Origin of the sequence: Pantoea sp. LMR881 (genome assembly GCF_027157825.1) — a bacterium.
In the GTDB taxonomy this organism is placed as follows: domain Bacteria; phylum Pseudomonadota; class Gammaproteobacteria; order Enterobacterales; family Enterobacteriaceae; genus Pantoea; species Pantoea haifensis.
Map to the genome: position 1 here is coordinate 1537566 of NZ_JAPVOK010000002.1, position 26338 is coordinate 1563903.

A 26338-nucleotide genomic window follows, 5' to 3' on the forward strand; every position below is an offset into this window, starting at 1 on the left:
AAATTTTATACCTCGTCTGTTATAGGGATTTTAGTACGGGGTTTCAATGCGTGTTGTTGATTGTCGGAATCGGCCTCATACATAAATAATAAAACAGTCTGCAACGAGAGTTTCTGTCATTGTGCTTTTTGATAACAATAAGATACTCATTAGGCACTGGCCGTGCGGTAAGGAAAAAAATGAAAGCCTCATCCGATGAATTGAAAGTTTTCGTTAGCGTTGTTGAAAGCGGTAGCTTCAGTCGTGCTGCTGAGCAGTTGCATCTGGCGAATTCTGCAGTGAGCAGAACGATTAAAAAATTAGAGAATAAGTTAGGCGTAGCCCTGCTCACGCGCACGACACGCCATCTGGCGCTGACTCAGGAAGGAGAGCGTTATTTTCGTCGGGTACAAAGTTTTCTTCAGGAAATGACAACGGCAGAAAATGATCTGATCGAGAGCAGAGATGCGCCAAAAGGACTGTTGCGTATCGATACGGCTACACCTGTCATTCTTCATCTGCTGATGCCAATGATAAAGCCCTTTCGCGAACGCTATCCTGAAGTGACGCTTTCGTTGATTTCGTCTGAAAGCTTTATCAATCTGATTGAACGTAAGGTGGATGTCGCTATTCGCGCCGGAGACCTGACTGACTCGACATTACGGGCGCGTTTGCTTTTTATTAGCTACAGAAAGCTTGTCGCATCGCCTGAGTATCTTAAAGAATACGGCACACCACAGGGTGTGGCTGATTTAGCCAATCATCATTGTCTGAGCTTCGTTGACCCTTCACATCTCAATCGCTGGCCCGTGGCGCAGGCAAACGGTGAGCTTTATGGTATTGAGCCTGGCACTTCTTCTAATAGTGGAGAAACGATCAAGCAGCTAGCCTTGAATGGTAACGGAATTGCATGCCTGTCCGATTATATGATCGATAAAGAGATCGCAGAAGGTAAGTTAACTGAAGTACTCGCTGAGCAGCGGCTTCCTATAAAAATGCCTTTTAATGCTGTGTATTACAGCGATCTGGGCCTGAGCCAGCGAGTGCGTGCGTTTATTGATTTTCTGAGTGAATGGGTGGCCGAACAGCCCTGGGGAAGACGGGAGGATACAGAAAGAAGGTGATTTCTGTTTAGTACTAATCCGCTTACGCTGATCTTCATAGGAAGACCAGCGGTACTCGCAATTTTTTGCGCATAATTTTCCGCGCAAATGAAAAAGCCCTGACTTTTCAGTCAGGGCCTCTCAATAAAGTGGCGGAACGGACGGGGCTCGAACCCGCGACCCCCTGCGTGACAGGCAGGTATTCTAACCAACTGAACTACCGCTCCACCGATTCTGTACTGACGTCTGCCCGCAGGCTGACTTCAGGTATTTCACCCGCTCTGCGTCACCAGAACGGTCACGACCAGAAAGCTGGTCTTAATTGGATGCCTGGCAGTTCCCTACTCTCGCATGGGGAGGCCCCACACTACCATCGGCGCTACGGCGTTTCACTTCTGAGTTCGGCATGGGGTCAGGTGGGACCACCGCGCTAGTGCCGCCAGGCAAATTCTGTCTCCGCGCCGCCCGCAGGCCGCGCAGAATTATCCGTCACAAGCTGAAAGTCTCTCAAAAACGCCTCTGGCGTTGTAAGGTTAAGCCTCACGGGTCATTAGTACCGGTTAGCTCAACGCATCGCTGCGCTTACACACCCGGCCTATCAACGTCGTCGTCTTCAACGTCCCTTCAGGACCCTCGAGGGGTCAGGGAAAACTCATCTCGGGGCAAGTTTCGTGCTTAGATGCTTTCAGCACTTATCTCTTCCGCACTTAGCTACCGGGCAGTGCCATTGGCATGACAACCCGAACACCAGCGGTGCGTTCACTCCGGTCCTCTCGTACTAGGAGCAACCCCCCTCAGTTTTCCAGCGCCCACGGCAGATAGGGACCGAACTGTCTCACGACGTTCTAAACCCAGCTCGCGTACCACTTTAAACGGCGAACAGCCGTACCCTTGGGACCTACTTCAGCCCCAGGATGTGATGAGCCGACATCGAGGTGCCAAACACCGCCGTCGATATGAACTCTTGGGCGGTATCAGCCTGTTATCCCCGGAGTACCTTTTATCCGTTGAGCGATGGCCCTTCCATTCAGAACCACCGGATCACTATGACCTGCTTTCGCACCTGCTCGCGCCGTCACGCTCGCAGTCAAGCCAGCTTATGCCATTGCACTAACCTCACGATGTCCGACCGTGATTAGCTGACCTTCGTGCTCCTCCGTTACGCTTTGGGAGGAGACCGCCCCAGTCAAACTACCCACCAGACACTGTCCGCAGCCCGGATCACGGGCCCACGTTAGAACATCAAACGTTAAAGGGTGGTATTTCAAGGTTGGCTCCACGCGGACTGGCGTCCGCGCTTCAAAGCCTCCCACCTATCCTACACATCAAGGCTCAATGTTCAGTGTCAAGCTGTAGTAAAGGTTCACGGGGTCTTTCCGTCTTGCCGCGGGTACACTGCATCTTCACAGCGAGTTCAATTTCACTGAGTCTCGGGTGGAGACAGCCTGGCCATCATTACGCCATTCGTGCAGGTCGGAACTTACCCGACAAGGAATTTCGCTACCTTAGGACCGTTATAGTTACGGCCGCCGTTTACCGGGGCTTCGATCAAGAGCTTCTCCTTACGGATAACCCCATCAATTAACCTTCCGGCACCGGGCAGGCGTCACACCGTATACGTCCACTTTCGTGTTTGCACAGTGCTGTGTTTTTAATAAACAGTTGCAGCCAGCTGGTATCTTCGACTGGCCTCGGCTCCGGGAGCAAGTCCCTTCACCTACGCGCCAGCGTGCCTTCTCCCGAAGTTACGGCACCATTTTGCCTAGTTCCTTCACCCGAGTTCTCTCAAGCGCCTTGGTATTCTCTACCTGACCACCTGTGTCGGTTTGGGGTACGATTTCGTGTTACCTGATGCTTAGAGGCTTTTCCTGGAAGCAGGGTATCAGTCACTTCAGCTCCGTGGAGCCTCGTCGTCACGCCTCAGCCTTGATTATCCGGATTTGCCTGGATAACCAGCCTACACGCTTAAACCGGGACGACCGTCGCCCGGCTGACCTAACCTTCTCCGTCCCCCCTTCGCAGTAACACCAAGTACAGGAATATTAACCTGTTTCCCATCGACTACGCCTTTCGGCCTCGCCTTAGGGGTCGACTCACCCTGCCCCGATTAACGTTGGACAGGAACCCTTGGTCTTCCGGCGAGCGGGCTTTTCACCCGCTTTATCGTTACTTATGTCAGCATTCGCACTTCTGATACCTCCAGCAGCCCTCACGGACCACCTTCTGCGGCTTACAGAACGCTCCCCTACCCAGCAACGCATGGCGTCGCTGCCGCAGCTTCGGTGCATGGTTTAGCCCCGTTACATCTTCCGCGCAGGCCGACTCGACCAGTGAGCTATTACGCTTTCTTTAAATGATGGCTGCTTCTAAGCCAACATCCTGGCTGTCTGTGCCTTCCCACATCGTTTCCCACTTAACCATGACTTCGGGACCTTAGCTGGCGGTCTGGGTTGTTTCCCTCTTCACGACGGACGTTAGCACCCGCCGTGTGTCTCCCGTGATAACATTCTCCGGTATTCGCAGTTTGCATCGGGTTGGTAAGCCGGGATGGCCCCCTAGCCGAAACAGTGCTCTACCCCCGGAGATGAGTTCACGAGGCGCTACCTAAATAGCTTTCGGGGAGAACCAGCTATCTCCCGGTTTGATTGGCCTTTCACCCCCAGCCACAGGTCATCCGCTAATTTTTCAACATTAGTCGGTTCGGTCCTCCAGTTAGTGTTACCCAACCTTCAACCTGCCCATGGCTAGATCACCGGGTTTCGGGTCTATACCCTGCAACTTAACGCCCAGTTAAGACTCGGTTTCCCTGCGGCTCCCCTATACGGTTAACCTTGCTACAGAATATAAGTCGCTGACCCATTATACAAAAGGTACGCAGTCACACCCACGAAGGCTCCCACTGCTTGTACGTACACGGTTTCAGGTTCTGTTTCACTCCCCTCGCCGGGGTTCTTTTCGCCTTTCCCTCACGGTACTGGTTCACTATCGGTCAGTCAGGAGTATTTAGCCTTGGAGGATGGTCCCCCGTGTTCAGACAGGATACCACGTGTCCCGCCTTACTCATCGAGCTCACAGCTCGTGCACTTTTGTGTACGGGAGTGTCACCCTGTACCCTGCGCCTTTCCAGACGCTTCCACTAGTGCACAAGCTGATTCAGGCTCTGGGCTGCTCCCCGTTCGCTCGCCGCTACTGGGGGAATCTCGGTTGATTTCTTTTCCTCGGGGTACTTAGATGTTTCAGTTCCCCCGGTTCGCCTTGCAGCACTATGTATTCATGCTGCAATGATGCACTGAGTGCACCGGGTTTCCCCATTCGGACATCGCCGGCTGTAGCGGTTCATATCACCTTACCGGCGCTTTACGCAGATTAGCACGTCCTTCATCGCCTCTGACTGCCAGGGCATCCACCGTGTACGCTTAGTCGCTTAACCTCACAACCCACAGGCGTTTTGCAACGCGTGCAGACTGCAAGCATTTGAGAGACTCGTCCGCATCGCTGTGCCACTCCCTGTTACGGAGAAATGGCGCGACGCGTCGTTTCAATTTTCAGCTTGTTCCGGATTGTTAAAGAGCAAATATCTCAAACGTGATGCGGTCATCAGCTGACCAAATCAGTTTTGAGATACTGAGCAGCGACACCTTTCACCTGTCACCAAGCAAGTGGCGTCCCCTAGGGATTCGAACCCCTGTTGCCGCCGTGAAAGGGCGGAGTCCTAACCGCTAGACGAAGGGGACACGTCAGTGTCACGACTTCGCAGCCGTCTTGCTCATTACTTTTCTATCAGACAATCTGTGTGAGCACTTCGCGGGAAGGTATCTTCAGGTAAGGAGGTGATCCAACCGCAGGTTCCCCTACGGTTACCTTGTTACGACTTCACCCCAGTCATGAATCACAAAGTGGTAAGCGCCCTCCCGGGGGTTAAGCTACCTACTTCTTTTGCAACCCACTCCCATGGTGTGACGGGCGGTGTGTACAAGGCCCGGGAACGTATTCACCGTGGCGTTCTGATCCACGATTACTAGCGATTCCGACTTCACGGAGTCGAGTTGCAGACTCCGATCCGGACTACGACGCACTTTATGAGGTCCGCTTGCTCTCGCGAGGTCGCTTCTCTTTGTATGCGCCATTGTAGCACGTGTGTAGCCCTACTCGTAAGGGCCATGATGACTTGACGTCATCCCCACCTTCCTCCGGTTTATCACCGGCAGTCTCCTTTGAGTCCCCGACCCGAATCGCTGGCAACAAAGGATAAGGGTTGCGCTCGTTGCGGGACTTAACCCAACATTTCACAACACGAGCTGACGACAGCCATGCAGCACCTGTCTCACGGTTCCCGAAGGCACTCAGGCATCTCTGCCTGATCCCGTGGATGTCAAGAGTAGGTAAGGTTCTTCGCGTTGCATCGAATTAAACCACATGCTCCACCGCTTGTGCGGGCCCCCGTCAATTCATTTGAGTTTTAACCTTGCGGCCGTACTCCCCAGGCGGTCGACTTAACGCGTTAGCTCCGGAAGCCACGCCTCAAGGGCACAACCTCCAAGTCGACATCGTTTACGGCGTGGACTACCAGGGTATCTAATCCTGTTTGCTCCCCACGCTTTCGCACCTGAGCGTCAGTCTTCGTCCAGGGGGCCGCCTTCGCCACCGGTATTCCTCCAGATCTCTACGCATTTCACCGCTACACCTGGAATTCTACCCCCCTCTACGAGACTCAAGCCTGCCAGTTTCAAATGCAGTTCCCAGGTTAAGCCCGGGGATTTCACATCTGACTTAACAGACCGCCTGCGTGCGCTTTACGCCCAGTAATTCCGATTAACGCTTGCACCCTCCGTATTACCGCGGCTGCTGGCACGGAGTTAGCCGGTGCTTCTTCTGCGGGTAACGTCAATGACGAGGCGTATTAAACCTCATCCCTTCCTCCCCGCTGAAAGTACTTTACAACCCGAAGGCCTTCTTCATACACGCGGCATGGCTGCATCAGGCTTGCGCCCATTGTGCAATATTCCCCACTGCTGCCTCCCGTAGGAGTCTGGACCGTGTCTCAGTTCCAGTGTGGCTGGTCATCCTCTCAGACCAGCTAGGGATCGTCGCCTAGGTGGGCCGTTACCCCGCCTACTAGCTAATCCCATCTGGGTTCATCCGATGGTGTGAGGCCCGAAGGTCCCCCACTTTGGTCTTGCGACGTTATGCGGTATTAGCCACCGTTTCCAGTGGTTATCCCCCTCCATCGGGCAGATCCCCAGACATTACTCACCCGTCCGCCACTCGTCACCCAAAGAGCAAGCTCTCCTGTGCTACCGTCCGACTTGCATGTGTTAGGCCTGCCGCCAGCGTTCAATCTGAGCCATGATCAAACTCTTCAATTTAAAGTTTGATTTGCTTCAACCCGTGAAGCGATGCTCTGTGAATTAAACTTCGTAATGAATTACGTGTTCACCCAGCAGAGACTTGATATTTTTTACGTCCGGAGACGCTGATATCAATCCTGCGAGTGCCCACACAGATTGTCTGATAAATTGTTAAAGAGCAGTGCGACCAGCGGGTTAACCGTCTGTCGCGAGGTGGCGTATATTACGCTAACCTCCTTCAGAGTCAACTTCTTTTTTCGAAGTTTTTCTCCGGCGGCTCAGTCTCCTGAACCTCTCAACACGTCATTCCGTAAGCCGGCGTGCCGTGTCAGTGGAGGCGCATTATAGGGAATGATTCGGAGAGCGCAAGGGCAAATTTAAACTTTTTGCTGTTCGTCTGAATTTTGTTCAAAAGCGGTGTCTTAGCCCTTTTTAATCCGTGCAGGAAGGTCCGCAAGGCTCTCAATGACCCAGTCTGCTGCCGCTTCTCCTTCTGCCGTTACCGCTTTACCGCTACGAACCAGCACTTTCTTACCTACCCCCGCCGCCTGCGCGGCCAGCATATCTTCCAGCTTGTCACCAACCATATAAGAAGCAGCCATATCAATATTCAACTCTTGCTGCGCTGACAACAACATGCCGGGCTGCGGTTTACGGCAATCACACGACTGACGAAACTCTTCTACTGTCCCTTCTGGATGATGCGGACAGAAATAGATGCCATCTAAATCAACATCGCGATCCGCCAGCGACCAGTCCATCCACTCGGTAAGCTGCATAAACTGCTCTTCTGTAAACATACCGCGCGCAATACCCGACTGATTGGTTACCACCACAAGGGCGTATCCCATCTTCTTTAACTGCTGTAGTGCTTCAATGGTGCCGTCGATGAACTGGAAATTATCGATTTCATGAACGTAACCGTGATCAACGTTGAGGGTGCCATCACGATCAAGAAAAATGGCTGGGACTTTATTCGCCACGTAGGAACTCCTGCTATAAAAATTGCCGTTCAGTATCGCATGATTGCAATAAAAGGGAGAACGCCAGATTGAATGACTTTGATTGATTTAGACGTCTGGATGCCTTAACATCCATCCAGCTTTAGTGTAGCCCGGCTATAAAAAAGCACTCCACACCACGGACAACGTAATACGATAATAAATAACCTAATGATAAAACTCGAAAATATCACAAAAGTGTTCCAGCAAGGCACACGCACAATTCAGGCGCTATCTGACGTTAGCCTGCATGTGCCTGCCGGACAGATATATGGCGTCATCGGGTCTTCCGGTGCCGGTAAAAGTACACTCATTCGTTGTGTGAACCTGCTTGAGCGTCCGACATCAGGCCGCGTACTGGTGGATGGCGCTGACTTAACGGCCCTGAGCGAACGTCAACTGACGCAGGCGCGCCGCCAGATTGGCATGATCTTCCAGCACTTCAATCTTATGAACTCGCGCACCGTGTTTGGTAATGTTGCGCTGCCGCTGGAGCTGGGTAACCTGTCTCGTGATGAAATCAAAGCTCGCGTCACGGAATTGCTGGATTTAGTGGGCCTGTCTGATAAACATGATGCCTGGCCTGCCAATCTTTCCGGTGGACAGAAACAGCGTGTGGCGATTGCTCGTGCACTGGCCAGCAATCCAAAGGTCCTGCTGTGTGATGAAGCCACCAGCGCGCTTGATCCGGCAACAACACGTTCGATTCTCGAATTACTGAAAGACATTAATCGTCGTCTTGGCCTGACCATTCTGTTGATCACCCATGAGATGGATGTCGTTAAACGCATCTGCGATCAGGTTGCGGTTATCAGCCACGGCGAATTGATTGAAAAAGACAGCGTTAGCGAAGTGTTCTCGCATCCGAAAACGCCGCTGGCGCAGCAGTTTATTCAGTCTACGCTGCACCTTGATATTCCTGATGACTATCAACAGCGTCTCTCTTCAGAAGCGAAGAGTGACAGCGTGCCACTGCTGCGTCTGGAGTTTACCGGCAAATCAGTGGATGCGCCGCTGCTGTCAGAAGCAGCACGTCGTTTCAACGTCAACAACAACATTATTAGTGCCCAGATGGATTATGCCGGTGGCGTGAAGTTCGGCATCATGCTGGCCGAAATGCACGGAACGGAAAGCGACACCAAAGCGGCCATCGCCTGGCTGCAAGAGAACCATGTAAAAGTAGAGGTATTAGGCTATGTCTGACGCGATGATGTGGTTACTGGCGCGTGGCGTGTGGGAAACGCTGATGATGACCTTTGTCTCCGGCTTTTTTGGTTTTGTATTGGGCTTGCCGGTAGGCGTGCTGCTGTACGTGACCCGACCTGGACAGATTTTAGAAAGCCGTGGCTTATATCGCGTGCTTTCAGCGGTAGTTAATATCTTCCGCTCGATTCCGTTCATCATTTTACTGGTGTGGATGATTCCGTTTACCCGCGTCATTGTTGGCACCTCAATTGGCTTACAGGCAGCAATCGTGCCGTTGACGGTAGGGGCTGCGCCTTTATTGCCCGCATGGTAGAAAATGCCTTGCTGGAGTTGCCGACGGGCTTAATCGAAGCCTCGCGTGCAATGGGCGCAACGCCGCTGCAAATCGTGCGCAAAGTGCTGCTGCCTGAAGCTCTGCCGGGATTGATAAACGCCGCTACAATTACGCTGATTACGCTGGTTGGCTACTCTGCTATGGGCGGTGCCGTGGGCGCGGGCGGATTAGGTCAGATTGGTTATCAGTACGGTTATATCGGTTATAACGCGACCGTGATGAATACGGTATTAGTGCTACTGGTCGTTCTGGTGTATTTAATTCAATTCTGTGGCGACCGCATCGTGCGTGCTGTGTCCCATAAGTAAGCAAGCAATATCACTATTAAGGAAGGGATATGTCTTTCAATTTTAAAAACATTGCCGCTGTGGGTGCATTAATTGGCGCGATTGCGCTGGCAGGATGCGATCAGAAAGAAAAAGATCCAAACCATATTAAAGTGGGTGTGATCGTCGGCGCAGAGCAGCAGGTTGCTGAAGTGGCTCAAAAAGTGGCGAAAGAGAAATATGGTCTCGACGTTGAGCTGGTGACGTTTAACGATTACGTTCTGCCAAACGAAGCGTTGAGCAAAGGCGACATCGACGCTAACGCTTTCCAGCATAAACCCTATCTCGACCAGCAGATCAAAGATCGTGGCTACAAGCTGGTGCCGGTTGGTAATACCTTCGTTTACCCTATTGCGGGTTACTCGAAAAGATCAAATCTCTGGACGAATTGCAGAACGGTGCACAAATCGCCATTCCCAACGATCCAACCAACCTTGGCCGTACCCTGCTGCTGCTGCAAAAAGTCGGTCTGATCAAACTGAAAGAGGGTGTTGGCTTGCTGCCAACCTCACTGGACATTACTGAAAATCCAAAACAGCTAAAAATCGTCGAACTGGAAGCGCCGCAGTTGCCACGCTCTCTGGATGACGCGCAAATTGCACTGGCTGTTATCAATACCACTTACGCCAGCCAGATTGGCCTGACGCCAGCGAAAGATGGCATCTTTGTTGAAGGCAAAGATTCACCTTATGTAAACCTGGTCGTGGCGCGTGAAGACAATAAAGATGCTGAGAACGTAAAAAAATTCGTTCAGGCTTATCAGTCTGATGAAGTTAACGACGCCGCGAACAAAATCTTCAACGGTGGCGCAGTTAAAGGCTGGTAATTTTACCTTCCAGTTCTGCTCAGGGCGGCGTAATGCCGCCCTTTCTTTGCTTAGCGCCCTGCCCGACTTGTTATTTATTCTGGTCCTTGTTTCAATAACGCCACTTTTTATTATATGAGGATGTGGTTATGCGTCTTTTACCGCTCTGCTTGTTGGCATTGATGCTGACGGGGTGTGTTCGGGAATATCACCCAATAAGCAGTGCACCTTCTCGCCCACAACAATCCAGCAAGCCGACACACAAACCGGCTCCGCGTCCCGCACCGGTCAAGGTTTACACAGATGCAACGGACCTGATTAGCAAACCGTTTCGCGATTTAGGAGAAGTCTCTGGCGATGATTGCCAAACCAGCACCCAGGATTCACCCCCAAATATCGCTACTGCACGCAAGCGCCTGCAGGTCAAAGCATCACAAATGAAAGCCAATGCAGTGCTGTTGCATAAGTGCGAAATTGTGAGCAGCACGCCGGGATGCTATCGTCAGGCGATCTGCCAGGGCTCGGCGCTTGAAGTCAGCCGTCAATGAGTGAATTCGCCTTTGCGCAAATTGGCGTCATTCGCTCGCCATGGAAAGAGAAATTTGCCGTACCGCGACAGCCGGGTCTGGTGAAAGATGGCGGCGGCGAACTGCATCTGCTGCCCCCTATAATCAACCTGAAGCAGTTCGTGGTTTAGAAGGCTTCAGTCATCTGTGGATACTGTTTGTCTTTCATCAAACGATGCAAGGCGGTTGGCGGCCCACGGTACGTCCGCCCCGTCTCGGCGGCAATGCGCGCATGGGTGTTTTTGCTACACGCTCAACTTTTCGTCCCAACCCGATTGGCATGTCTCTGGTTGAGTTAAAAGGCATTCGCTACGAGAAGCAGCAGGTGATCCTGGAACTCGGCAGCCTCGATTTAGTAGATGGCACGCCGGTGGTGGATATCAAACCTTATCTGCCCTTTGCGGAGGCGTTGCCTGAGGCGCGAGCGGGTTTTGCCCAGGCTGCACCAGACGCAAACATGCCAGTACGCTTTTCCCCGCTGGCGCAACAGCAGCTTCAGCAACAGCAATCACGCTATCCCCACTTAGCGCGATTTATCTGTGACGTACTGGCGCAAGATCCCCGTCCAGCCTATCGAAAAGGCGAAGCCGCTGATCGTGAATATGCCGCATGGCTGCTGGATTTTAACGTCCGCTGGCGTATTGACGATATCGGTACGGAAGTGATTGCTATCGACGAGCGTGAAAACCCGCTTTTGAGCCCGTGATCTCGCTGGTACACTAGCCGCCAGCAAAATTCTGTCTGTGACTTTCCGATTAATGGAATCGTAATCAATGCGTACTACTCAATATCTGCTCTCCACTCAGAAAGAGACGCCTTCTGACGCTGAAGTGATCAGCCACCAGCTGATGCTGCGCGCCGGAATGATCCGTAAACTGGCTTCTGGCTTGTATACCTGGTTACCGACCGGTTTACGCGTACTGAAAAAGTCGAAAACATCGTACGCGAAGAGATGAACAACGCAGGCGCGATCGAGATTTCAATGCCCGTCGTGCAACCTGCCGATCTGTGGCAGGAGAGCGGCCGCTGGGAACAGTATGGCCCGGAACTGTTGCGTATAGCCGATCGCCATGAGCGTCCTTTTGTGCTTGGTCCGACGCATGAAGAAGTGATCACCGATCTGATCCGCAATGAACTGAGCTCTTACAAACAGCTGCCGCTTAACCTGTATCAGATCCAGACCAAATTTCGTGATGAAGTGCGCCCGCGTTTTGGCGTAATGCGCTCACGTGAATTCATTATGAAAGATGCGTATTCCTTTCACGTTTCGCAAGAATCGCTGCAGGAAACCTATGACGCAATGTATCGCGCCTACAGTCAAAGCTTCAGCCGTATGGGACTCGATTTCCGTGCAGTGCAGGCGGACACTGGTTCCATTGGAGGCAGCGCATCACATGAATTCCAGGTATTAGCACAGAGCGGTGAAGATGATGTGATCTTCTCAACTGAATCTGAGTATGCAGCCAATATTGAGCTGGCCGAAGCCGTAGCACCCGCAGGTGAGCGTGCGGAACCGACTCAGGAACTGAGCCTGATTGATACGCCAAACGCGAAAACTATCGCCGCGTTGGTTGAGCAATTCCAGCTGCCTGTTGAAAAAACCGTAAAAACCCTGTTTGTTAAAGGCAGCGAAGAGAGCGGTCATGCACTGGTTGCACTTCTGGTTCGTGGCGATCACGTTCTGAATGAAATCAAGGCAGAGAAGGCAGATATCGTCGCTTCACCGTTGGTATTCGCCACGGAAGAGGAAATTCGTGCTGCTGTCGGCGCAGGTCCAGGTTCACTCGGTCCGATTGGACTGACGATGCCCGTCATCATCGATCGTGCGGTTGAGAAGATGAGCGATTTCTGTGCGGGTGCCAACATTGATGGTAAACATTACACCGGTATTAACTGGCAGCGCGATCTGCCGCTGCCCCGCGTCGCCGATATTCGCAACGTTGTTGAAGGCGATCTCAGCCCTGACGGTAAAGGTACGCTGCAGATTAAACGCGGTATCGAAGTGGGTCACATCTTCCAGCTCGGCACTAAATACTCGGAGGCGATGAAAGCTGCCGTTCAGGGCGAAGATGGACGCAATCAGGTATTGACCATGGGCTGCTATGGCATCGGTATTACCCGCGTCGTGGCCGCAGCGATCGAGCAGAATTATGACGACCGTGGCATTATCTGGCCTGCGGCGCTGGCACCGTTTGAAGTGGCCATTCTTCCGATGAACATGCAGAAATCTTTCCGCGTTAAAGAAGTGGCGGAAGAGCTTTACAATACGCTGCGTGCTAAAGGGGTTGATGTCATCCTTGACGACCGCAAAGAGCGTCCGGGTGTGATGTTCGCAGATATGGAACTGATTGGCGTACCGCACACCATCGTGATTGGCGATCGCAATCTCGACAATGAAGAGATTGAATACAAATCACGTCGTGCGAGCGAGAAAGAGATGATTAAGCAGAGCGAAATTGTTGATTTCCTGCTTAACGCTTTGAACAAGTAAGCTGATAAAACGCCCCTTTTCAGGGGCGTTTTTTATTGTACTTTTCCCCGTAACGCTTTGGTCGTACTGCGGCGCGCTTTGCCTTCCAGCCGACGTACCTTCGAAGCCCGCGTTGGACGCGTGGCGCGCCGGACTTTTTCAACAGTTGTGAGTTCGCGAATCAAATTAACGAAACGCTGCAGTGCGGCTTCACGGTTCATTTCCTGGCTGCGGTACTCCTGCGCTTTGATCACAATCACACCGTCACCCGTGATTAAATGATGACGGGCAGCCAGCAAACGCTCTTTATAAAACGGCGGCAATGACGATGCCGCAATATCGAAACGCAAATGAATTGCTGTACTGGTTTTATTCACATGCTGCCCGCCCGCACCCTGCGCACGAATGGCAGTGAGTTCGATTTCACTGTCGGGAAGCTCCACAGCACGCGATAGTATAATCATCTGTCACCTCCTGAAGAAAAATGCGCCCTTAAATGCCCTAACTGTTTCATCAAAATAGCCTTTTATACTGCTATTTTATCTGTGCCAGACAGCGTAATCTGTCACTTTAGCAGTGATTAGCGAGCTGATCCTGCTTATGTCTGGCTGATTTCCTGGAAATGCCTGTGTTATAGTCACTCATCAACCAGAGTATTTATGCTCTGCTGAGGAGGTGCATGTGCAAACATATTGTGAGTTAGTTCGCCAAAAATATGCCGAGATCGGCAGCGGGGATTTGGGTTACATCCCCGATGCCATAGGCTGCGCATTAAAGGCGCTAAATGATATTGCCGCAAATTCTGCGCTAAACTCTTCTGTCAGGGAACAGGCGGCATATGCCGCTGCAAACTTATTGGTGAGCGACTATGTTGATGAATGAAGCTTATAAACCCATCAATTGCGATGACTACGATAATCTGGAACTCGCCTGCCAAAAAAACTGGATGCTCTCACTGGAACTGAAAAATGGCGAGCAGCTTAAGGCAAAAGCCAAAGATATGGTGTCACGTAAGAATGTTGAGTATCTGGCGATTGACCTCTCCGGTGAAACACGTGAGTTACGTCTTGATCATATTGCCAGCTTTAGTCACCCTGAGCTGGGCACGGTATTCGTTAGCGAAGAGTAACAATGGGCGGGATCACTCCCGCCTCCTTCATCAAGGCTTCAACGAATGATAATACGCCGCCAAATCTTCTATATCCGTATCACTTAATCCCGCCACAAACGCTTTCATCACTTCAGCCTGACCCCCACTGCGTTCACCTTTTTTATACGCCTGCAGCGCATGACTGAGATAGGCTGCGTTTTGCCCCGCAAGGTTAGGATAAAGCGGTACCGTTGTTTTGCCTTCTGCACCGTGACACGCCATGCAACTCGCTGCTTTTTGCGCCCCCGCGTTAACGTCGCCGTTAGCGAAGACGGGTGCTGCTGTCGCAACCAGCAAGGCAGCGATTAGGTATTTCATTATTGCTCTCCAGCGTTCTCATTTTTTTGCCAAACGACCCGCCAGCCGAGCGCATCTGCGCTCGCGCCTTCACGAGTAACAAACAAACCGGGCGCGCATATCAGCGTCTGGTTGTAATAAATCAAAGGGATGCGTTCACGTTGCCACGGGGGAATGTTCAGCGCCTGCCAAAGCTTTTTGATCTCGCGGCCTCCCGCACGTCCGACGATATGAAAATAGCCCTGCGCCTGGAACCGTATACTGACCTGCTCATCTGCCCGCGGCTGGCGTAAAACATGTTCTGATTGACTGGCCTGTAGCGAGCCTAATTCCTGGGGCAATAACAACGGCTCGCTGAGATTATGCCAGGGTAATTCACAGTCTCGTAAAGTGTCTTGTAACGGCAGCCAGTAAAGCTGCTGACGAAAGCGCCTTATTTCAAAACGCCCTAATTGCAGGCGCGGCTGGGCATCCTCCCGGCTCAACATGACTTCCTGGCGAATGCGTGTTAACGCGTCACGTGATGGCATGGGGCCGCCATGCCAGCCAATCCAGCGGCGCAGCAGCGCATTGACTCGTACCTCGCTCAGGTTGAGTAAACAGGTAAAATGCAGACTTCCGTCAGGCTGTATCAACGCCTGCAACTGTTCAGCCAGTAACTCATCTAACAGCTGTTCCTGCTCGCCGCATAATGCGGCGCTGCGGGCTGTTGCTTCGGCAAAATGGGGCCAGCGTGCAGTGAGCTGAGGTAACAAGTGTTGTCGTAAAAAGTTGCGGTCATAGCGCACATCCTCATTGCTCTCATCTTCGATCCACTCAAGCTGATGTGCCTGGGCATAGTTTTCCAGCTTCTGGCGTGAACAGCCCAGCAGCGGACGCAACAGACGATTTTCACCCAGCGTCATAGCTAAAGGCATCGCGGCTAATCCTGCCGGACCGCTGCCGCGTTTTAACGCCAGTAAAAAGGTTTCGCATTGATCGTCAAGATGTTGTGCAGTCAGTAAGGTTTCGCCAGGCTGTAACGCCGCGCTTAACGCCTGGTAACGTGCCTGGCGGGCGGCCGCTTCAGTGCCCTGCTTGCGGCGGTCTACTTTTACACGCAACACCTGGCAACCGAGCTGCCACTGTTCTGCTATCGCCACGCAATGTGCAGCCCAGTGGTCGGCATTGGGGCTCAGGCCGTGATGGACGTGTAAAGCACGTAACCGGGAATGAGGATGTTGTTGGTGCCAGGTCCAGAGCTGATGTAACAGTACGGTAGAATCAAGCCCGCCGCTGAACGCCACCACCAGCGCAGCGTCTGTTTCTGTTAAGGCATCAAGATAAGGCAAAGACATGGCGCAATCCAGCATGTCGGGCCACCGGATGCGGCCCGCAAAAGATAGCTATTTTACGCCTGATACAGCTCCAGCGGCAAACCGTCTGGATCAGCGAAAAAGGTGCATTGCTTTCCTGTAAGTTCATCAATACGGATCGGTTCGCAAGCAACGCCTTTTTCTGCCAGCGCCTGTACGGCAGCTTTTACATCCACGACGGTAAACGCAAGGTGACGCAGCCCACAGGCTTCAGGATGACTGACACGCGCGGGTGGCGTGGGAAAAGAGAACAGCTCAATAGTATATTGACCGTCCAGTGCCAGATCCCCTTTCCATGAATCGCGCGCTTCCCGGTAATATTCTCCCAACAGGCTAAAGCCGAGTACGTCGCAGTAAAGGCTTTACTGCGCTGATAATCAGACGCAATGATAGCGATGTGATGAATTTGGGTTAACTGCAGCATTTCAGCTCCTTAAGCGTAATCAATCCTTTACCTTACGGACCGCACTGAACTGTCGCAATCCGCATTGGTCTGAACCTGTTCACTTTTTAGTACCCGAACCCGGTATTCACCCTCTTCCGTCAATGTAGCACCGTGGATATCCGTCTCAAAGCCTGGATAATGACGCCCAATACTGCACAACATTAACAGGAAATCGAGCACCGCCCGGCTCTGCTCTGTGATCATCTCGCCGGGCATTACCAGCGGTACGCCCGGCGGATAGGGCAAAATCATATTGGCAGAGACCCGGCCCACTAACTGACTGATATCTACCGTTTCGATATTGCCTTTAACCTGCTGCTGAAACGCCTGATACGGCGTCATCTTCATCTCCGGCAACACATCAAAGGCTTTTAACATCAGGCGCGGCAGATCGTGTTGGCGGATCATCTTATGAATGCCCTGTGCCAGCGTCTGGATGCGCATGTTGCGGTAAAAGTCGGGATCTTCTGCGTACAGATCCGGCAGCATGTTTTTTACGCGCAGATTAAGATCGTAGGCGCGTTTAAATTCGGTTAAGCCGCGCAGTACACTCATCGCTTTGGTTTTATCAATGCCGATGCTGAACAGGAACAGCAGGTTATACGGGCCGGTTTTCTCAACCACAATGCCGCGTTCATCAAGAAATTTTGCTACCAGCGCAGCCGGGATCCCTTCTTCTGCCATTTCGCCGAGCTCACTCATGCCCGGCGTCAGAATAGTCACCTTGATCGGATCAAGATACATATGATCGCGATCCGCCTGGGTGAATCCGTGCCAGTCTTCCTCGCCAGGCTGGATCGCCCAACACTGCGCTTCGTCTACATGCTCCGGCTGCCAGATATCAAAGAACCAGCTGTCCGACTCTTCCCGCAATCGTTGAATTTCGCGACGGAAATGCAGCGCACGTTCAACTGAGCGGTTAATCAGTCGCTTGCCCGGATTGCCACGCAGCATGGCTGCCGCCGTTTCGATTGAGGAAACGATCGCATAGTTGGGCGAGGTGGTGGTGTGCATCATGTAGGCTTCATTGAACGTCTGCTCATCATAGTCGCCTTTAATGTGGATCATCGATGCCTGGGAAAATGCTGCCAGCAGTTTATGCGTCGATTGCGTTTCGTATACCACTTTTCCCGGGATGCGCTCACCGCTCATGCCGCTTTTGCCGTCATAGATTGGATGAAAGTTGGTGTACGGCACCCACGCTGAGTCAAAATGTATCGACGGCACGTCTAAGGTTTGTTTGATGTACTGGGTGTTATAGAGCAGGCCATCGTAAGTCGAGTTAGTAATTACCGCATGCACCGGCCAGGTCGCACGCGGTGTGGCCGCAATTTTCTGCTCAATGCTGGCTCGGGTAAATTCACGCTTCGGAATGCCCCCCAGAATACCCAGTGCGTTGCGTGTAGGCTTCAGCCAGATGGGCACCAGATCGCTCATCATGAGCAGATGGGTTAACGATTTGTGGCAGTTACGGTCGATCAGCACTGTGCTTCCGGATGGCGCAGCGTACATACCAACGATTTTATTCGAGGTTGAGGTGCCATTTGTCACCATATAGCTCTGCTCAGCGCCAAAGGTGCGCGCGATATACTCTTCAGCCTCAAGATGTGGCCCGGTATGATCGAGCAAAGAACCGAGTTCGGTAACAGAAATCGACACGTCGGACTTTAGCGTATTCGCGCCAAAAAAGTCGTAGAACAAACAGCCTACCGGGCTTTTCTGAAATGCAGTACCGCCCATATGGCCTGGCGTACAAAAGGTATATTTTCCCTCTTTCACATAGGTGAAGAGGGCTTTGGTCAGTGGCGGTGTGATGTGATCAAGATAGTCATCAGTATACTGGCGGATATGCAGCGCAATATCATCTGCGGCATTGAGCGCGTATTCAAAGAAATGCAGCGCCATACGCATTTCATTAATACTGACATCCATCTGTGAATGGGTGTTAATAAAAGCATAGAGCGGCAGATGTTCGTTAAGCTGATTGATATCACCGCACAGTTGCAGGCTGTTATGGGCGTCCCAGTCAAAGATAACACCGCTAATCCGTGGATTGTGTTCAATCAGCTTGAGCAGATCTTCACTGTTTTTGGGATAGATGAGTTGGAAACCTTGCTGACCTAACGCCGCGTCCAGTTCGCGCAGCGGTTCATCTTTATAGAACACACCGTGCCCGCCCATGATCGCCAGAATATTCACTGCACACCTCCTCGGTTGTTGTGGCATGGGTAAGCATAGCGAATTCCCCCTTGATCCGCTGTCAGATTACAGACATAAAAAAAGCGGACCGGAGTCCGCTTAGTTTTAAATGATCAGTATCAGGCGTAGCCGTAGCTCATCAAACGCTGATAGCGACGATCCAGTAACTCTTCGGTACTCAGGCCGTCAAGCTCAGCCAGATCGGCCAGTAACTGCTGTTTCAGCGAAATGGCCATGTCTACCGGATGGCGGTGTGCCCCGCCCAGCGGCTCTGGGATCACTGAATCAATGAGTTTCAATTCCTTCAGACGATCAGCCGTGATGCCCATCGCTTCCGCAGCTAAAGGAGCTTTGTCAGCACTTTTCCACAGAATAGACGCACATCCTTCCGGTGAAATCACCGAATAGGTGCTGTACTGCAACATGTTAACTTTGTCGCCCACGCCAATCGCCAGTGCACCACCGGAACCGCCTTCACCGATGACCGTACAGATAACAGGCACTTTCAGGCCTGACATTTCACGCAGATTGCGTGCAATGGCTTCAGACTGGCCGCGCTCTTCTGCACCCACGCCCGGATAAGCTCCCGGCGTGTCAATGAAAGTAATAACAGGCATTTTGAAACGTTCTGCCATCTCCATCAGGCGCAAGGCTTTACGATAGCCTTCAGGCGCTGGCATACCAAAGTTACGACGAATCTTCTCTTTGGTTTCACGGCCCTTTTGATGACCAATGATCATCACCGGACGTCCGTCGAGACGCGCAATACCACCGACAATGGCTTTATCATCGGCATAAGCGCGGTCGCCCGCCAACTCATCGAAATCGTCGAAGGCGTTGCGAACGTAGTCAAACGTGTAAGGACGCAAAGGATGGCGCGCCAGTTGAGCGATCTGCCATGCGCCTAAGTCGGCGAAGATTTTACGGGTCAGCTCAACGCTTTTTTCGCGCAGACGCTGCACTTCTTCATCCAGATTTACGTGTTTATCATCCTGACGACCAATCGACGTAAGCGAATCAATTTTCGCTTCCAGTTCTGCGATTGGCTGTTCAAAATCCAGGTAATTAAGACTCATAATGTTCCTGTTTTAGTCAAACTCCAGTTCCACCTGCTCCGATCCAATCAACGACCGCAGATCGTTAAGTAAACGATCGCAGGGCGAGATACGCCACGCTGCACCAAAGCGCAGCTTCGCACGCGCGTCGGCTCTCTGATAATAGAGATGCACCGGAATAGTCCCTGAGCGATGGGGTTCCGGGGACTGACGGAGTCGGTTTAATAGCTGGTCATCAATTTGCCTGTCCGTCAGCGATATAGCAAGTCCGCGCGCGTATTTTTCGCGCGCTTCATCAATGTCCATGACTTCACGGGCGGTCATTTTAAGGCCTCCACTAAAGTCATCAAAGCTGACCTGTCCGCTGACGATCAGGATACGGTCTTTCTCCAGCAACTGCTGGTATTTATCTAACGCATCGGTAAATAACATCACCTCCAGACGACCAGAGCGGTCATCCAGAGTACAGATACCAATTCGGTTGCCGCGCTTGGTTACCATCACGCGCGCCGCGATCACCAGACCGGCCGCAACGGTGATTTTACCACGATCGGTCGGGTGCATATCTTTCAGGCGCACACCGCCAACATAACGCTCAATTTCTTTTAAATATTGATTGATCGGATGACCAGTGAGGTATAAACCCAGCGTCTCACGTTCACCGTCCAGCTGTACCTGTTCAGGCCACGGCGTCACGCTGGCGTAGGATTTCTCTACCTGCTCAGGCTCTTCAGCCAGTACGCCAAACATGTCCGCCTGGCCAGTTGCCTCGGCTTTTGCATGTTGATCGGCCGCTTTCAACGCATCGCTGAGTGAACTCATGAGCGCGGCACGGTGCGGGCCCAGACGATCAAAAGCGCCCGACATAATCAATTTTTCCATCACGCGACGGTTGATCTTTTTGGTGTCGGTGCGGGCGCAAAGATCAAACAGCTCGCGGAAGTAGCCGCCTTCGTTACGTGCATCAATGATCGCCTCGATCGGCCCTTCACCAACGCCTTTGATCGCGCCGATGCCGTAGACGATCTCCCCTTCCGGGTTGACGTGAAACTGATACAGGCCGGAATTGATGTCTGGCGGTAGCACTTTCAGGCCCATACGCCAGCATTCGTCAACCAGCCCCACCACTTTCTCGGTGTTATCCATATCTGCGGTCATAACTGCTGCCATGAACTCCGCAGGATAGTGCGCTTTCAGCCACAGGGTTTGATAGGAGACCAGTGCATAAGCGGCAGAGTGTGATTTGTTAAAGCCGTAGCCCGCAAATTTCTCTACCAGATCGAAGATTTTCATCGACAGCTCACCGTCGACGCCCATCTTCTCTGCGCCCTCTTTAAACACAGAACGCTGCTTCGCCATCTCTTCCGGTTTCTTTTTACCCATTGCACGACGCAGCATGTCTGCACCGCCAAGGGTATAGCCGGAAAGCACCTGCGCAATCTGCATCACCTGTTCCTGATAAAGGATGATGCCGTAAGTCGGCTCCAGCACCGGCTTCAGGGTTTCGTGCTGCCACTGAATATCGGGATAGGAAATGGCTTCACGACCATGTTTACGGTCAATGAAGTTATCCACCATACCTGACTGCAAAGGACCAGGACGGAACAGCGCCACTAACGCAATCATGTCTTCAAAACAGTCAGGCTTCAGGCGCTTAATCAAATCTTTCATGCCGCGTGATTCCAGCTGGAAAACCGCTGTGGTTTCCGCACGCTGCAGCATATCGAAACTTTTCTTATCGTCGAGCGGGATCGCGGCGATATCAATTGGCGGTTCGCCCTGCTTTTCACGCCGGGCGTTAATCATTTCCAGTGCCCAGTTGATGATGGTCAGTGTACGCAATCCCAGGAAGTCAAACTTCACCAGGCCCGCATATTCCACATCATTTTTATCGAACTGGGTAACCGGATACTGACCGTTTTCATCGCAGTAAAGCGGGGCAAAGTCGGTAATTTTAGTGGGTGCAATTACCACACCACCGGCATGTTTACCGGCATTACGCGTGACGCCTTCCAGCTTACGCGCCATATCAATCAGCGCCTTAACCTCTTCATCCGCATCGTACATTTCTGGCAGCTGTGGTTCAGCGACAAAGGCTTTTTCCAGCGTCATGCCAGGATCGGGCGGGATCAGTTTAGAAATACGATCAACGAAGCCGTAGGGGTGCCCCAACACGCGCCCTACGTCACGGATAACGGCTTTCGCCGCCATGGTGCCGAAAGTGATGATCTGCGATACCGCTTCACGACCATACATATCCGCAACGTGTTCAATAACCTGATCGCGTTTTTCCATGCAGAAATCAACGTCAAAGTCTGGCATTGAAACACGTTCCGGATTCAGAAAGCGTTCGAAAAGCAGGTCAAACTCCAGCGGATCGAGGTCGGTAATTTTCAGCGCATAGGCCACCAGCGATCCTGCACCTGAGCCTCGACCAGGCCCAACCGGCACGCCGTTGTCCTTCGACCACTGAATAAACTCCATCACAATCAGGAAGTAGCCTGGAAAGCCCATCTGATTGATAACGTTGAGTTCGATTTCCAGACGTTCATCATATTCTGGCCGTTTTTCGGCGCGTACAGCCGCATCCGGGAACAGAAATTCCAGACGCTCTTCCAGCCCCTCGCGTGATTTCATTACCAGAAAATCTTCGGTCGTCATGTCACCCGTCGGGAACTGAGGCAAAAAATATTCGCCCAATCGCACGGCGACGTTACAACGCTTAGCAATCTCTACGCTATTTTCCAACGCTTCCGGGATGTCCGAGAACAACTCGCACATCTCCTCTTCGCTGCGCATATATTGCTGAGGACTGTAGTTGCGGGGACGTTTTGGATCGTCCAGCGTATAGCCATCATGAATCGCGACGCGGATTTCATGCGCGTCAAAGTCTTCGGCATTGATAAAGCAGACTTCGTTAGTCGCCACTACCGGCACGCCTTCGGCGATAGCCAGCTCAACGGCCGCATGCAGATAGCTCTCTTCATCCTGGCGACCCGTACGCGTCAGCTCCAGATAGTAGCGATCGGCAAAATGGCGCTGATAAAAATCCAGACACTGTGCAACCAGCGCGCTATTTCCGCGTAGCAAGCTGCGACCAACATCACCGCGTCGTCCGCCTGACAGCAGGATCAACCCTTCCTGTCGCTCAATGAGCCAGTCGCGATCGATGATCGGACCGGCAACACCGTAACCGCGCTGATAGGCACGCGAAATCAGTAAGGTAAGGTTTTGATAACCAATATCGTTGCTGGCTAACACCGTCAACTGCGTCAGTTCGTCACCCATCAGTTCACTGGCGACATTGAAATCTGCGCCAATGATCGGTTTGATACCCGCCCCATGCGCACTGCCATAGAACTTCACCAGTCCACACAGATTGGTAAAGTCAGTGATAGCCATTGCTGGCATACCAAGCGCAGCCGCTTTTTTGACTAACGGCCCGATTTTCGCCAGACCATCGACCATAGAATAGTCGCTGTGTACACGCAGATGTATAAAACGAGGTTCAGCCATATCAGTTTCCGGTTAAAACAGCGTCAGGCTATTAAAGCGTAGATGTCTGGCAGGTTGCCAGCACGTCGGTGTCGATGAGTGCATTACGCACCGGTGCAAAGCTGCGACGATGATGCGGCGTTGCGCCGTGTTGCGTCAATTTTTCCATGTGCAGCGCAGTTGGATAACCTTTGTGCTGAGCAAATCCATATTGCGGGAACAGCAGATCTAACTCGGCCATTTCACGATCGCGCGTGACTTTAGCAATAATCGATGCGGCGCTGATTTCAGCCACCAGGCTGTCGCCTTTTACCACCGCCTGTGAAGGCATGGGCAATGCCGGGCAGCGATTGCCATCAATCAGCACAAAGTCTGGCGTAACAGATAAACCTGCAACCGCGCGCTGCATCGCCAGCATTGTGGCATGCAGAATATTAAGCTGATCGATCTCTTCAGGCTCAGCGCGACCTACACTCCACGCCAGCGCCTTCTCTTTTATTTCGTCATACAGCGCCAGGCGACGTTTCTCTGACAGTTTTTTAGAGTCTGCCAGGCCTGCAATCGGCGTTGCCGGATCGAGAATAACCGCTGCGGTAACCACTGCGCCCACTAATGGGCCGCGCCCAACTTCGTCTACGCCTGCAATTAAATTAGCAACCGGATAGATAAAATCAGGCATTCGCTATCTCCAGCACCGCATCTGCCGCTTGCTCATCGGCATTCCAGCGAATTTGTTGGTGTAATTCATAGAAATTTTTCAGCAGTTCGTCACGCTCAACGCCTGCATGCAACAGCGGCTCAAGCGCCGCCGCCAATGCGTGGGGCTGGCATTCATCCTGTAGCAGCTCTTTTACTAACTCGCGTCCGGCAAGCAAGTTTGGCAATGATACATACGGCGTTTTAACCAGGCGTTTTGCCAGCCAGAAGGTAAATGGCTTCATGCGATATCCCACAACCATGGGACATTTTGCCAGCATACATTCCAGAGCCGCAGTGCCTGACGCCAGTAATGCGGCATCGCTCGCAATCATAGCTTCGCGCCCTTTCCCATCCAGAAGGTGCATGGGTAATTCTGGTGCAATCTCAGCTTTTATCTGTTCAAACTGCTCGCGACGTTTGGCATTAACCAACGGCACGACAATTTCCAGCGCCGGATATTTGACCCTCAACAACTGCGCCGTTTTGAGAAAATCCCCGCTCAGCATCTCAACTTCCGCGCCACGGCTCCCGGGCAACAGTGCCAAACAGAGCGCGTCATCGGCGATACCAAGATGGCGGCGTGCTGCCAGTTTGTCCGGTTGTATTGGCATGGCATCTGCCATCGTATGGCCAATAAAACGGCAAGGTACATTAAAGCGATCGTAAAATGCTTTCTCAAACGGCAAAAACGCTAACACTAAATCGGTATTACGACCAATTTTGAATACTCGTTTTTGTCGCCACGCCCACACAGACGGACTCACATAATGAATGGTGCGTATACCGGCTCGTTTAAGCTTCCCTTCCAGCGTGATGTTGAAGTCCGGCGCATCAATGCCAACAAACACATCCGGTTTGAGATCGATAAAGCGTTGCGTGAGATCGCGCCGGATTTTAAGCAGGCGCGACAAACGCCCTAAAACCTCCACGATGCCCATAACCGCCAGCTCCTCCATTTCATACCAGGCCTCACAGCCTTCCGCTTGCATAAGCGGACCGGCAACGCCAACGAAATGTGCATCGGGATGGCGCGCTTTAAGCGCACGAATCAAGCCTGCGCCAAGAATATCGCCGGAGGTTTCTCCGGCGACAATGGCAATCGTTAAGGGACGCGATGACATGAATTAGCGAATTAATCCACGGGTGGAGCGGGCAAAGAAGTCGTAAAAAGGTTGCACTTCGCTGTGCTGCTTTGCGAGCTCTTCAATTTCCGGCTTCACTTCATCAAGCGTTTTACCGCTGCGATAAAGCAATTTGTAGGCGTTACGAATAGCGTGAAGCGACTCTTTGCTGAAGCCACGGCGTTTCAGGCCTTCGATATTGATACCAAACGGCGTTGCATGGTTACCTTGTGCAATCACATAAGGGGGACATCCTGCGCCACGCCTGAACAACCGCCAACCATGACATGGGCACCGATAATGCACCATTGGTGCACCGCTGTCATACCACCGATAATCGCGAAATCATCAACCGTAACGTGCCCACCCAAGGTGGCGTTATTGGCAAAAATGCAACGATTACCCACCACACAGTCATGTGCGATGTGTGCATTGACCATCAGCAGGTTATCGCTGCCAACTGTCGTCACGCTGCCGCCCTGTAGGGTGCCACGGTGGATAGTCACGCTTTCGCGGATACGGTTGCGATCGCCGATTTCAACGCGTGTCGGTTCACCGGCATATTTCAGATCCTGATTCGCTTCACCAATGGAGGCGAACTGGTAGATCTGGTTATCTTTACCGATACGCGTATGGCCATTGATGACCACATGCGACTTCAGGACTGTTCCTTCACCAATTTCCACATTCGCCCCAACAAAGCAGAACGGGCCGATGTGAACGTTGGGACCAATAATGGCCCCGTCTTCAATGACAGAACTGGGATGGATGTTGGCGGTTGGATCAATCACGAATTATGCCTCCCGGCTGCGGGCACACATCATAGTGGCTTCACAAACGATTTTTCCGTCTACTGTCGCCACGCCTTTAAAGCGGGTCAGACCACGGCGGGTTTTTTCGAAAGTCACTTCCATGATCATCTGGTCGCCCGGAACTACTGGACGTTTGAAACGCGCATCGTCGATGCCAGCGAAGTAGTACAGCTCGCCCGGCTCCAGTTTACCCACGCTTTTAAACGCCAGAATACCGGTTGCCTGTGCCATCGCTTCGAGGATCAGAACGCCAGGAAAAATCGGTTTACCAGGGAAATGTCCCTGGAAAAACGGTTCATTAACAGAAACGTTCTTCACTGCACGCAGATATTTGTGCTCTTCAAATTCCAGCACGCGGTCAACCAGCAGAAACGGATAGCGGTGCGGCAGCAGCTCTAAAATCTCTTCAATTTTCAGAGTATGAGTTTCAGTAGTCAAAATACTCTTCCTGTCCTAAAAATCTGATGACATCAATAACACGGCCTGCACCGATCAATATGATCTTTCGCAGGCCGCAAATAGTTTCTGTGGCGCCTGGCTTCCCTGCTTATCACTTTTATTATGAAAGCCGG

Annotated in this window: 15 protein-coding genes, 2 tRNA genes, 3 rRNA genes and 6 pseudogenes; 9 read left to right on the plus strand and 17 right to left on the minus strand. The window is 52.1% G+C overall.

What is annotated here, in order from left to right; all coding sequences use genetic code 11:
* Nucleotides 1–179: 179 nt before the first annotated feature.
* A complete protein-coding gene (gene yafC, locus O3W44_RS09160) occupies nt 180–1103 on the plus strand; it encodes a DNA-binding transcriptional regulator YafC (RefSeq protein WP_269294407.1) in 924 nt (307 codons plus the stop codon).
* Between the two features lie 129 nt (nt 1104–1232).
* Here yafC and O3W44_RS09165 read toward each other — a convergent pair.
* The 6 genes from O3W44_RS09165 to gmhB form a co-directional block, all read right to left on the minus strand.
* Nucleotides 1233–1309 (minus strand) — tRNA-Asp (locus tag O3W44_RS09165).
* Between the two features lie 101 nt (nt 1310–1410).
* A 5S ribosomal RNA gene (gene rrf, locus O3W44_RS09170) occupies nt 1411–1526 on the minus strand.
* 85 nt (nt 1527–1611) lie between these two features.
* Nucleotides 1612–4512, minus strand: a 23S ribosomal RNA gene (locus O3W44_RS09175).
* Nucleotides 4513–4742: 230 nt separating this feature from the next.
* Nucleotides 4743–4816 (minus strand) — tRNA-Glu (locus tag O3W44_RS09180).
* Between the two features lie 89 nt (nt 4817–4905).
* Nucleotides 4906–6448: ribosomal RNA gene (locus O3W44_RS09185) — 16S ribosomal RNA — on the minus strand.
* Together the 16S, 23S and 5S rRNA genes with 2 tRNA genes alongside form the textbook arrangement of a ribosomal RNA operon.
* 404 nt (nt 6449–6852) lie before the next feature.
* On the minus strand, nt 6853–7413 hold the full coding sequence (gene gmhB, locus O3W44_RS09190; RefSeq protein WP_269292826.1) for a D-glycero-beta-D-manno-heptose 1,7-bisphosphate 7-phosphatase: 561 nt from the start codon (nt 7411–7413) through the stop codon (nt 6853–6855).
* A gap of 189 nt (nt 7414–7602) precedes the next feature.
* On the opposite strand from gmhB, the gene metN reads away from it, so the two are divergent.
* The 6 genes and pseudogenes from metN to proS all read left to right on the plus strand — a co-directional run bounded on the left by metN (nt 7603) and on the right by proS (nt 13159).
* Nucleotides 7603–8634 (plus strand): methionine ABC transporter ATP-binding protein MetN, encoded by a 1032-nt coding sequence (metN, locus tag O3W44_RS09195; protein WP_269292827.1) that lies wholly within the window; start codon nt 7603–7605, stop codon nt 8632–8634.
* Nucleotides 8627–9279: pseudogene (locus tag O3W44_RS09200) on the plus strand (methionine ABC transporter permease MetI). Before metN ends, O3W44_RS09200 begins: the two are co-directional and overlap by 8 nt.
* A gap of 29 nt (nt 9280–9308) precedes the next feature.
* Nucleotides 9309–10123: pseudogene (locus tag O3W44_RS09205) on the plus strand (MetQ/NlpA family lipoprotein).
* 128 nt (nt 10124–10251) lie between these two features.
* Nucleotides 10252–10650 carry an Rcs stress response system protein RcsF gene (rcsF, locus tag O3W44_RS09210; protein ID WP_269292828.1) on the plus strand — a complete coding sequence of 133 codons (399 nt, stop codon included), beginning with the start codon at nt 10252–10254 and terminating at the stop codon, nt 10648–10650.
* A pseudogene (tsaA, locus tag O3W44_RS09215) lies at nt 10647–11374 on the plus strand (tRNA (N6-threonylcarbamoyladenosine(37)-N6)-methyltransferase TrmO). The gene rcsF and the pseudogene tsaA overlap by 4 nt, the downstream one beginning before the upstream one ends.
* Before the next feature lie 67 nt (nt 11375–11441).
* A pseudogene (gene proS, locus O3W44_RS09220) lies at nt 11442–13159 on the plus strand (proline--tRNA ligase).
* 32 nt (nt 13160–13191) lie between these two features.
* Here the strand turns inward: proS and arfB are convergent.
* Nucleotides 13192–13602 carry an alternative ribosome rescue aminoacyl-tRNA hydrolase ArfB gene (arfB, locus tag O3W44_RS09225; protein ID WP_269292829.1) on the minus strand — a complete coding sequence of 137 codons (411 nt, stop codon included), beginning with the start codon at nt 13600–13602 and terminating at the stop codon, nt 13192–13194.
* Nucleotides 13603–13819: 217 nt separating this feature from the next.
* Between arfB and O3W44_RS09230 the strand changes: the two genes are divergently transcribed.
* Both O3W44_RS09230 and rof read left to right on the plus strand, forming a co-directional pair.
* On the plus strand, nt 13820–14020 hold the full coding sequence (locus O3W44_RS09230; RefSeq protein ID WP_269292830.1) for a YaeP family protein: 201 nt from the start codon (nt 13820–13822) through the stop codon (nt 14018–14020).
* Nucleotides 14007–14267, plus strand: a complete 261-nt coding sequence (rof, locus tag O3W44_RS09235; protein ID WP_269292831.1) for a Rho-binding antiterminator — start codon at nt 14007–14009, stop codon at nt 14265–14267. The genes O3W44_RS09230 and rof overlap by 14 nt, the downstream gene beginning before the upstream one ends.
* 30 nt (nt 14268–14297) lie before the next feature.
* Here rof and O3W44_RS09240 read toward each other — a convergent pair whose 3' ends face one another.
* From O3W44_RS09240 to fabZ, 10 genes and pseudogenes are all read right to left on the minus strand, one after another.
* Nucleotides 14298–14606, minus strand: a complete 309-nt coding sequence (locus O3W44_RS09240) for a c-type cytochrome (protein ID WP_269292832.1) — start codon at nt 14604–14606, stop codon at nt 14298–14300.
* Nucleotides 14606–15922: a tRNA lysidine(34) synthetase TilS gene (gene tilS, locus O3W44_RS09245; protein WP_269292833.1), complete on the minus strand. Its 1317-nt coding sequence runs from the start codon at nt 15920–15922 to the stop codon at nt 14606–14608. The genes O3W44_RS09240 and tilS overlap by 1 nt, the downstream gene beginning before the upstream one ends.
* A 53-nt stretch (nt 15923–15975) precedes the next feature.
* Nucleotides 15976–16364, minus strand: a pseudogene (locus O3W44_RS09250) (VOC family protein).
* A 27-nt stretch (nt 16365–16391) separates the two neighbouring features.
* On the minus strand, nt 16392–18584 hold the full coding sequence (locus O3W44_RS09255) for a lysine decarboxylase LdcC (protein ID WP_269292834.1): 2193 nt from the start codon (nt 18582–18584) through the stop codon (nt 16392–16394).
* 119 nt (nt 18585–18703) lie between these two features.
* Nucleotides 18704–19660 carry an acetyl-CoA carboxylase carboxyl transferase subunit alpha gene (gene accA, locus O3W44_RS09260; protein ID WP_269292835.1) on the minus strand — a complete coding sequence of 319 codons (957 nt, stop codon included), beginning with the start codon at nt 19658–19660 and terminating at the stop codon, nt 18704–18706.
* A 12-nt stretch (nt 19661–19672) separates the two neighbouring features.
* Nucleotides 19673–23155 (minus strand): DNA polymerase III subunit alpha, encoded by a 3483-nt coding sequence (dnaE, locus tag O3W44_RS09265; protein WP_269292836.1) that lies wholly within the window; start codon nt 23153–23155, stop codon nt 19673–19675.
* Nucleotides 23156–23186: 31 nt separating this feature from the next.
* On the minus strand, nt 23187–23813 hold the full coding sequence (rnhB, locus tag O3W44_RS09270; protein ID WP_269292837.1) for a ribonuclease HII: 627 nt from the start codon (nt 23811–23813) through the stop codon (nt 23187–23189).
* Nucleotides 23806–24954 (minus strand): lipid-A-disaccharide synthase, encoded by a 1149-nt coding sequence (gene lpxB, locus O3W44_RS09275; RefSeq protein ID WP_269292838.1) that lies wholly within the window; start codon nt 24952–24954, stop codon nt 23806–23808. Before lpxB ends, rnhB begins: the two co-directional genes overlap by 8 nt.
* A gap of 3 nt (nt 24955–24957) precedes the next feature.
* Nucleotides 24958–25745 (minus strand): annotated as a pseudogene (lpxA, locus tag O3W44_RS09280) (acyl-ACP--UDP-N-acetylglucosamine O-acyltransferase).
* Between the two features lie 3 nt (nt 25746–25748).
* Nucleotides 25749–26204 carry a 3-hydroxyacyl-ACP dehydratase FabZ gene (gene fabZ / locus O3W44_RS09285; RefSeq protein ID WP_031375286.1) on the minus strand — a complete coding sequence of 152 codons (456 nt, stop codon included), beginning with the start codon at nt 26202–26204 and terminating at the stop codon, nt 25749–25751.
* Between the last annotated feature and the right edge of the window lie 134 nt (nt 26205–26338).

Excerpts from the sequence above, each read along its gene's own strand:
- yafC (WP_269294407.1), top strand. The coding sequence starts at position 180 with ATGAAAGCCTCATCCGATGAATTGAAAGTTTTCGTTAGCGTTGTTGAA.
- metN (WP_269292827.1), top strand. The coding sequence starts at position 7,603 with ATGATAAAACTCGAAAATATCACAAAAGTGTTCCAGCAAGGCACACGC.
- rcsF (WP_269292828.1), top strand. The coding sequence starts at position 10,252 with ATGCGTCTTTTACCGCTCTGCTTGTTGGCATTGATGCTGACGGGGTGT.
- arfB (WP_269292829.1), bottom strand. The coding sequence starts at position 13,602 with ATGATTATACTATCGCGTGCTGTGGAGCTTCCCGACAGTGAAATCGAA.
- rof (WP_269292831.1), top strand. The coding sequence starts at position 14,007 with ATGTTGATGAATGAAGCTTATAAACCCATCAATTGCGATGACTACGAT.
- O3W44_RS09240 (WP_269292832.1), bottom strand. The coding sequence starts at position 14,606 with ATGAAATACCTAATCGCTGCCTTGCTGGTTGCGACAGCAGCACCCGTC.
- tilS (WP_269292833.1), bottom strand. The coding sequence starts at position 15,922 with ATGTCTTTGCCTTATCTTGATGCCTTAACAGAAACAGACGCTGCGCTG.
- accA (WP_269292835.1), bottom strand. The coding sequence starts at position 19,660 with ATGAGTCTTAATTACCTGGATTTTGAACAGCCAATCGCAGAACTGGAA.
- dnaE (WP_269292836.1), bottom strand. The coding sequence starts at position 23,155 with ATGGCTGAACCTCGTTTTATACATCTGCGTGTACACAGCGACTATTCT.
- rnhB (WP_269292837.1), bottom strand. The coding sequence starts at position 23,813 with ATGCCTGATTTTATCTATCCGGTTGCTAATTTAATTGCAGGCGTAGAC.
- lpxB (WP_269292838.1), bottom strand. The coding sequence starts at position 24,954 with ATGTCATCGCGTCCCTTAACGATTGCCATTGTCGCCGGAGAAACCTCC.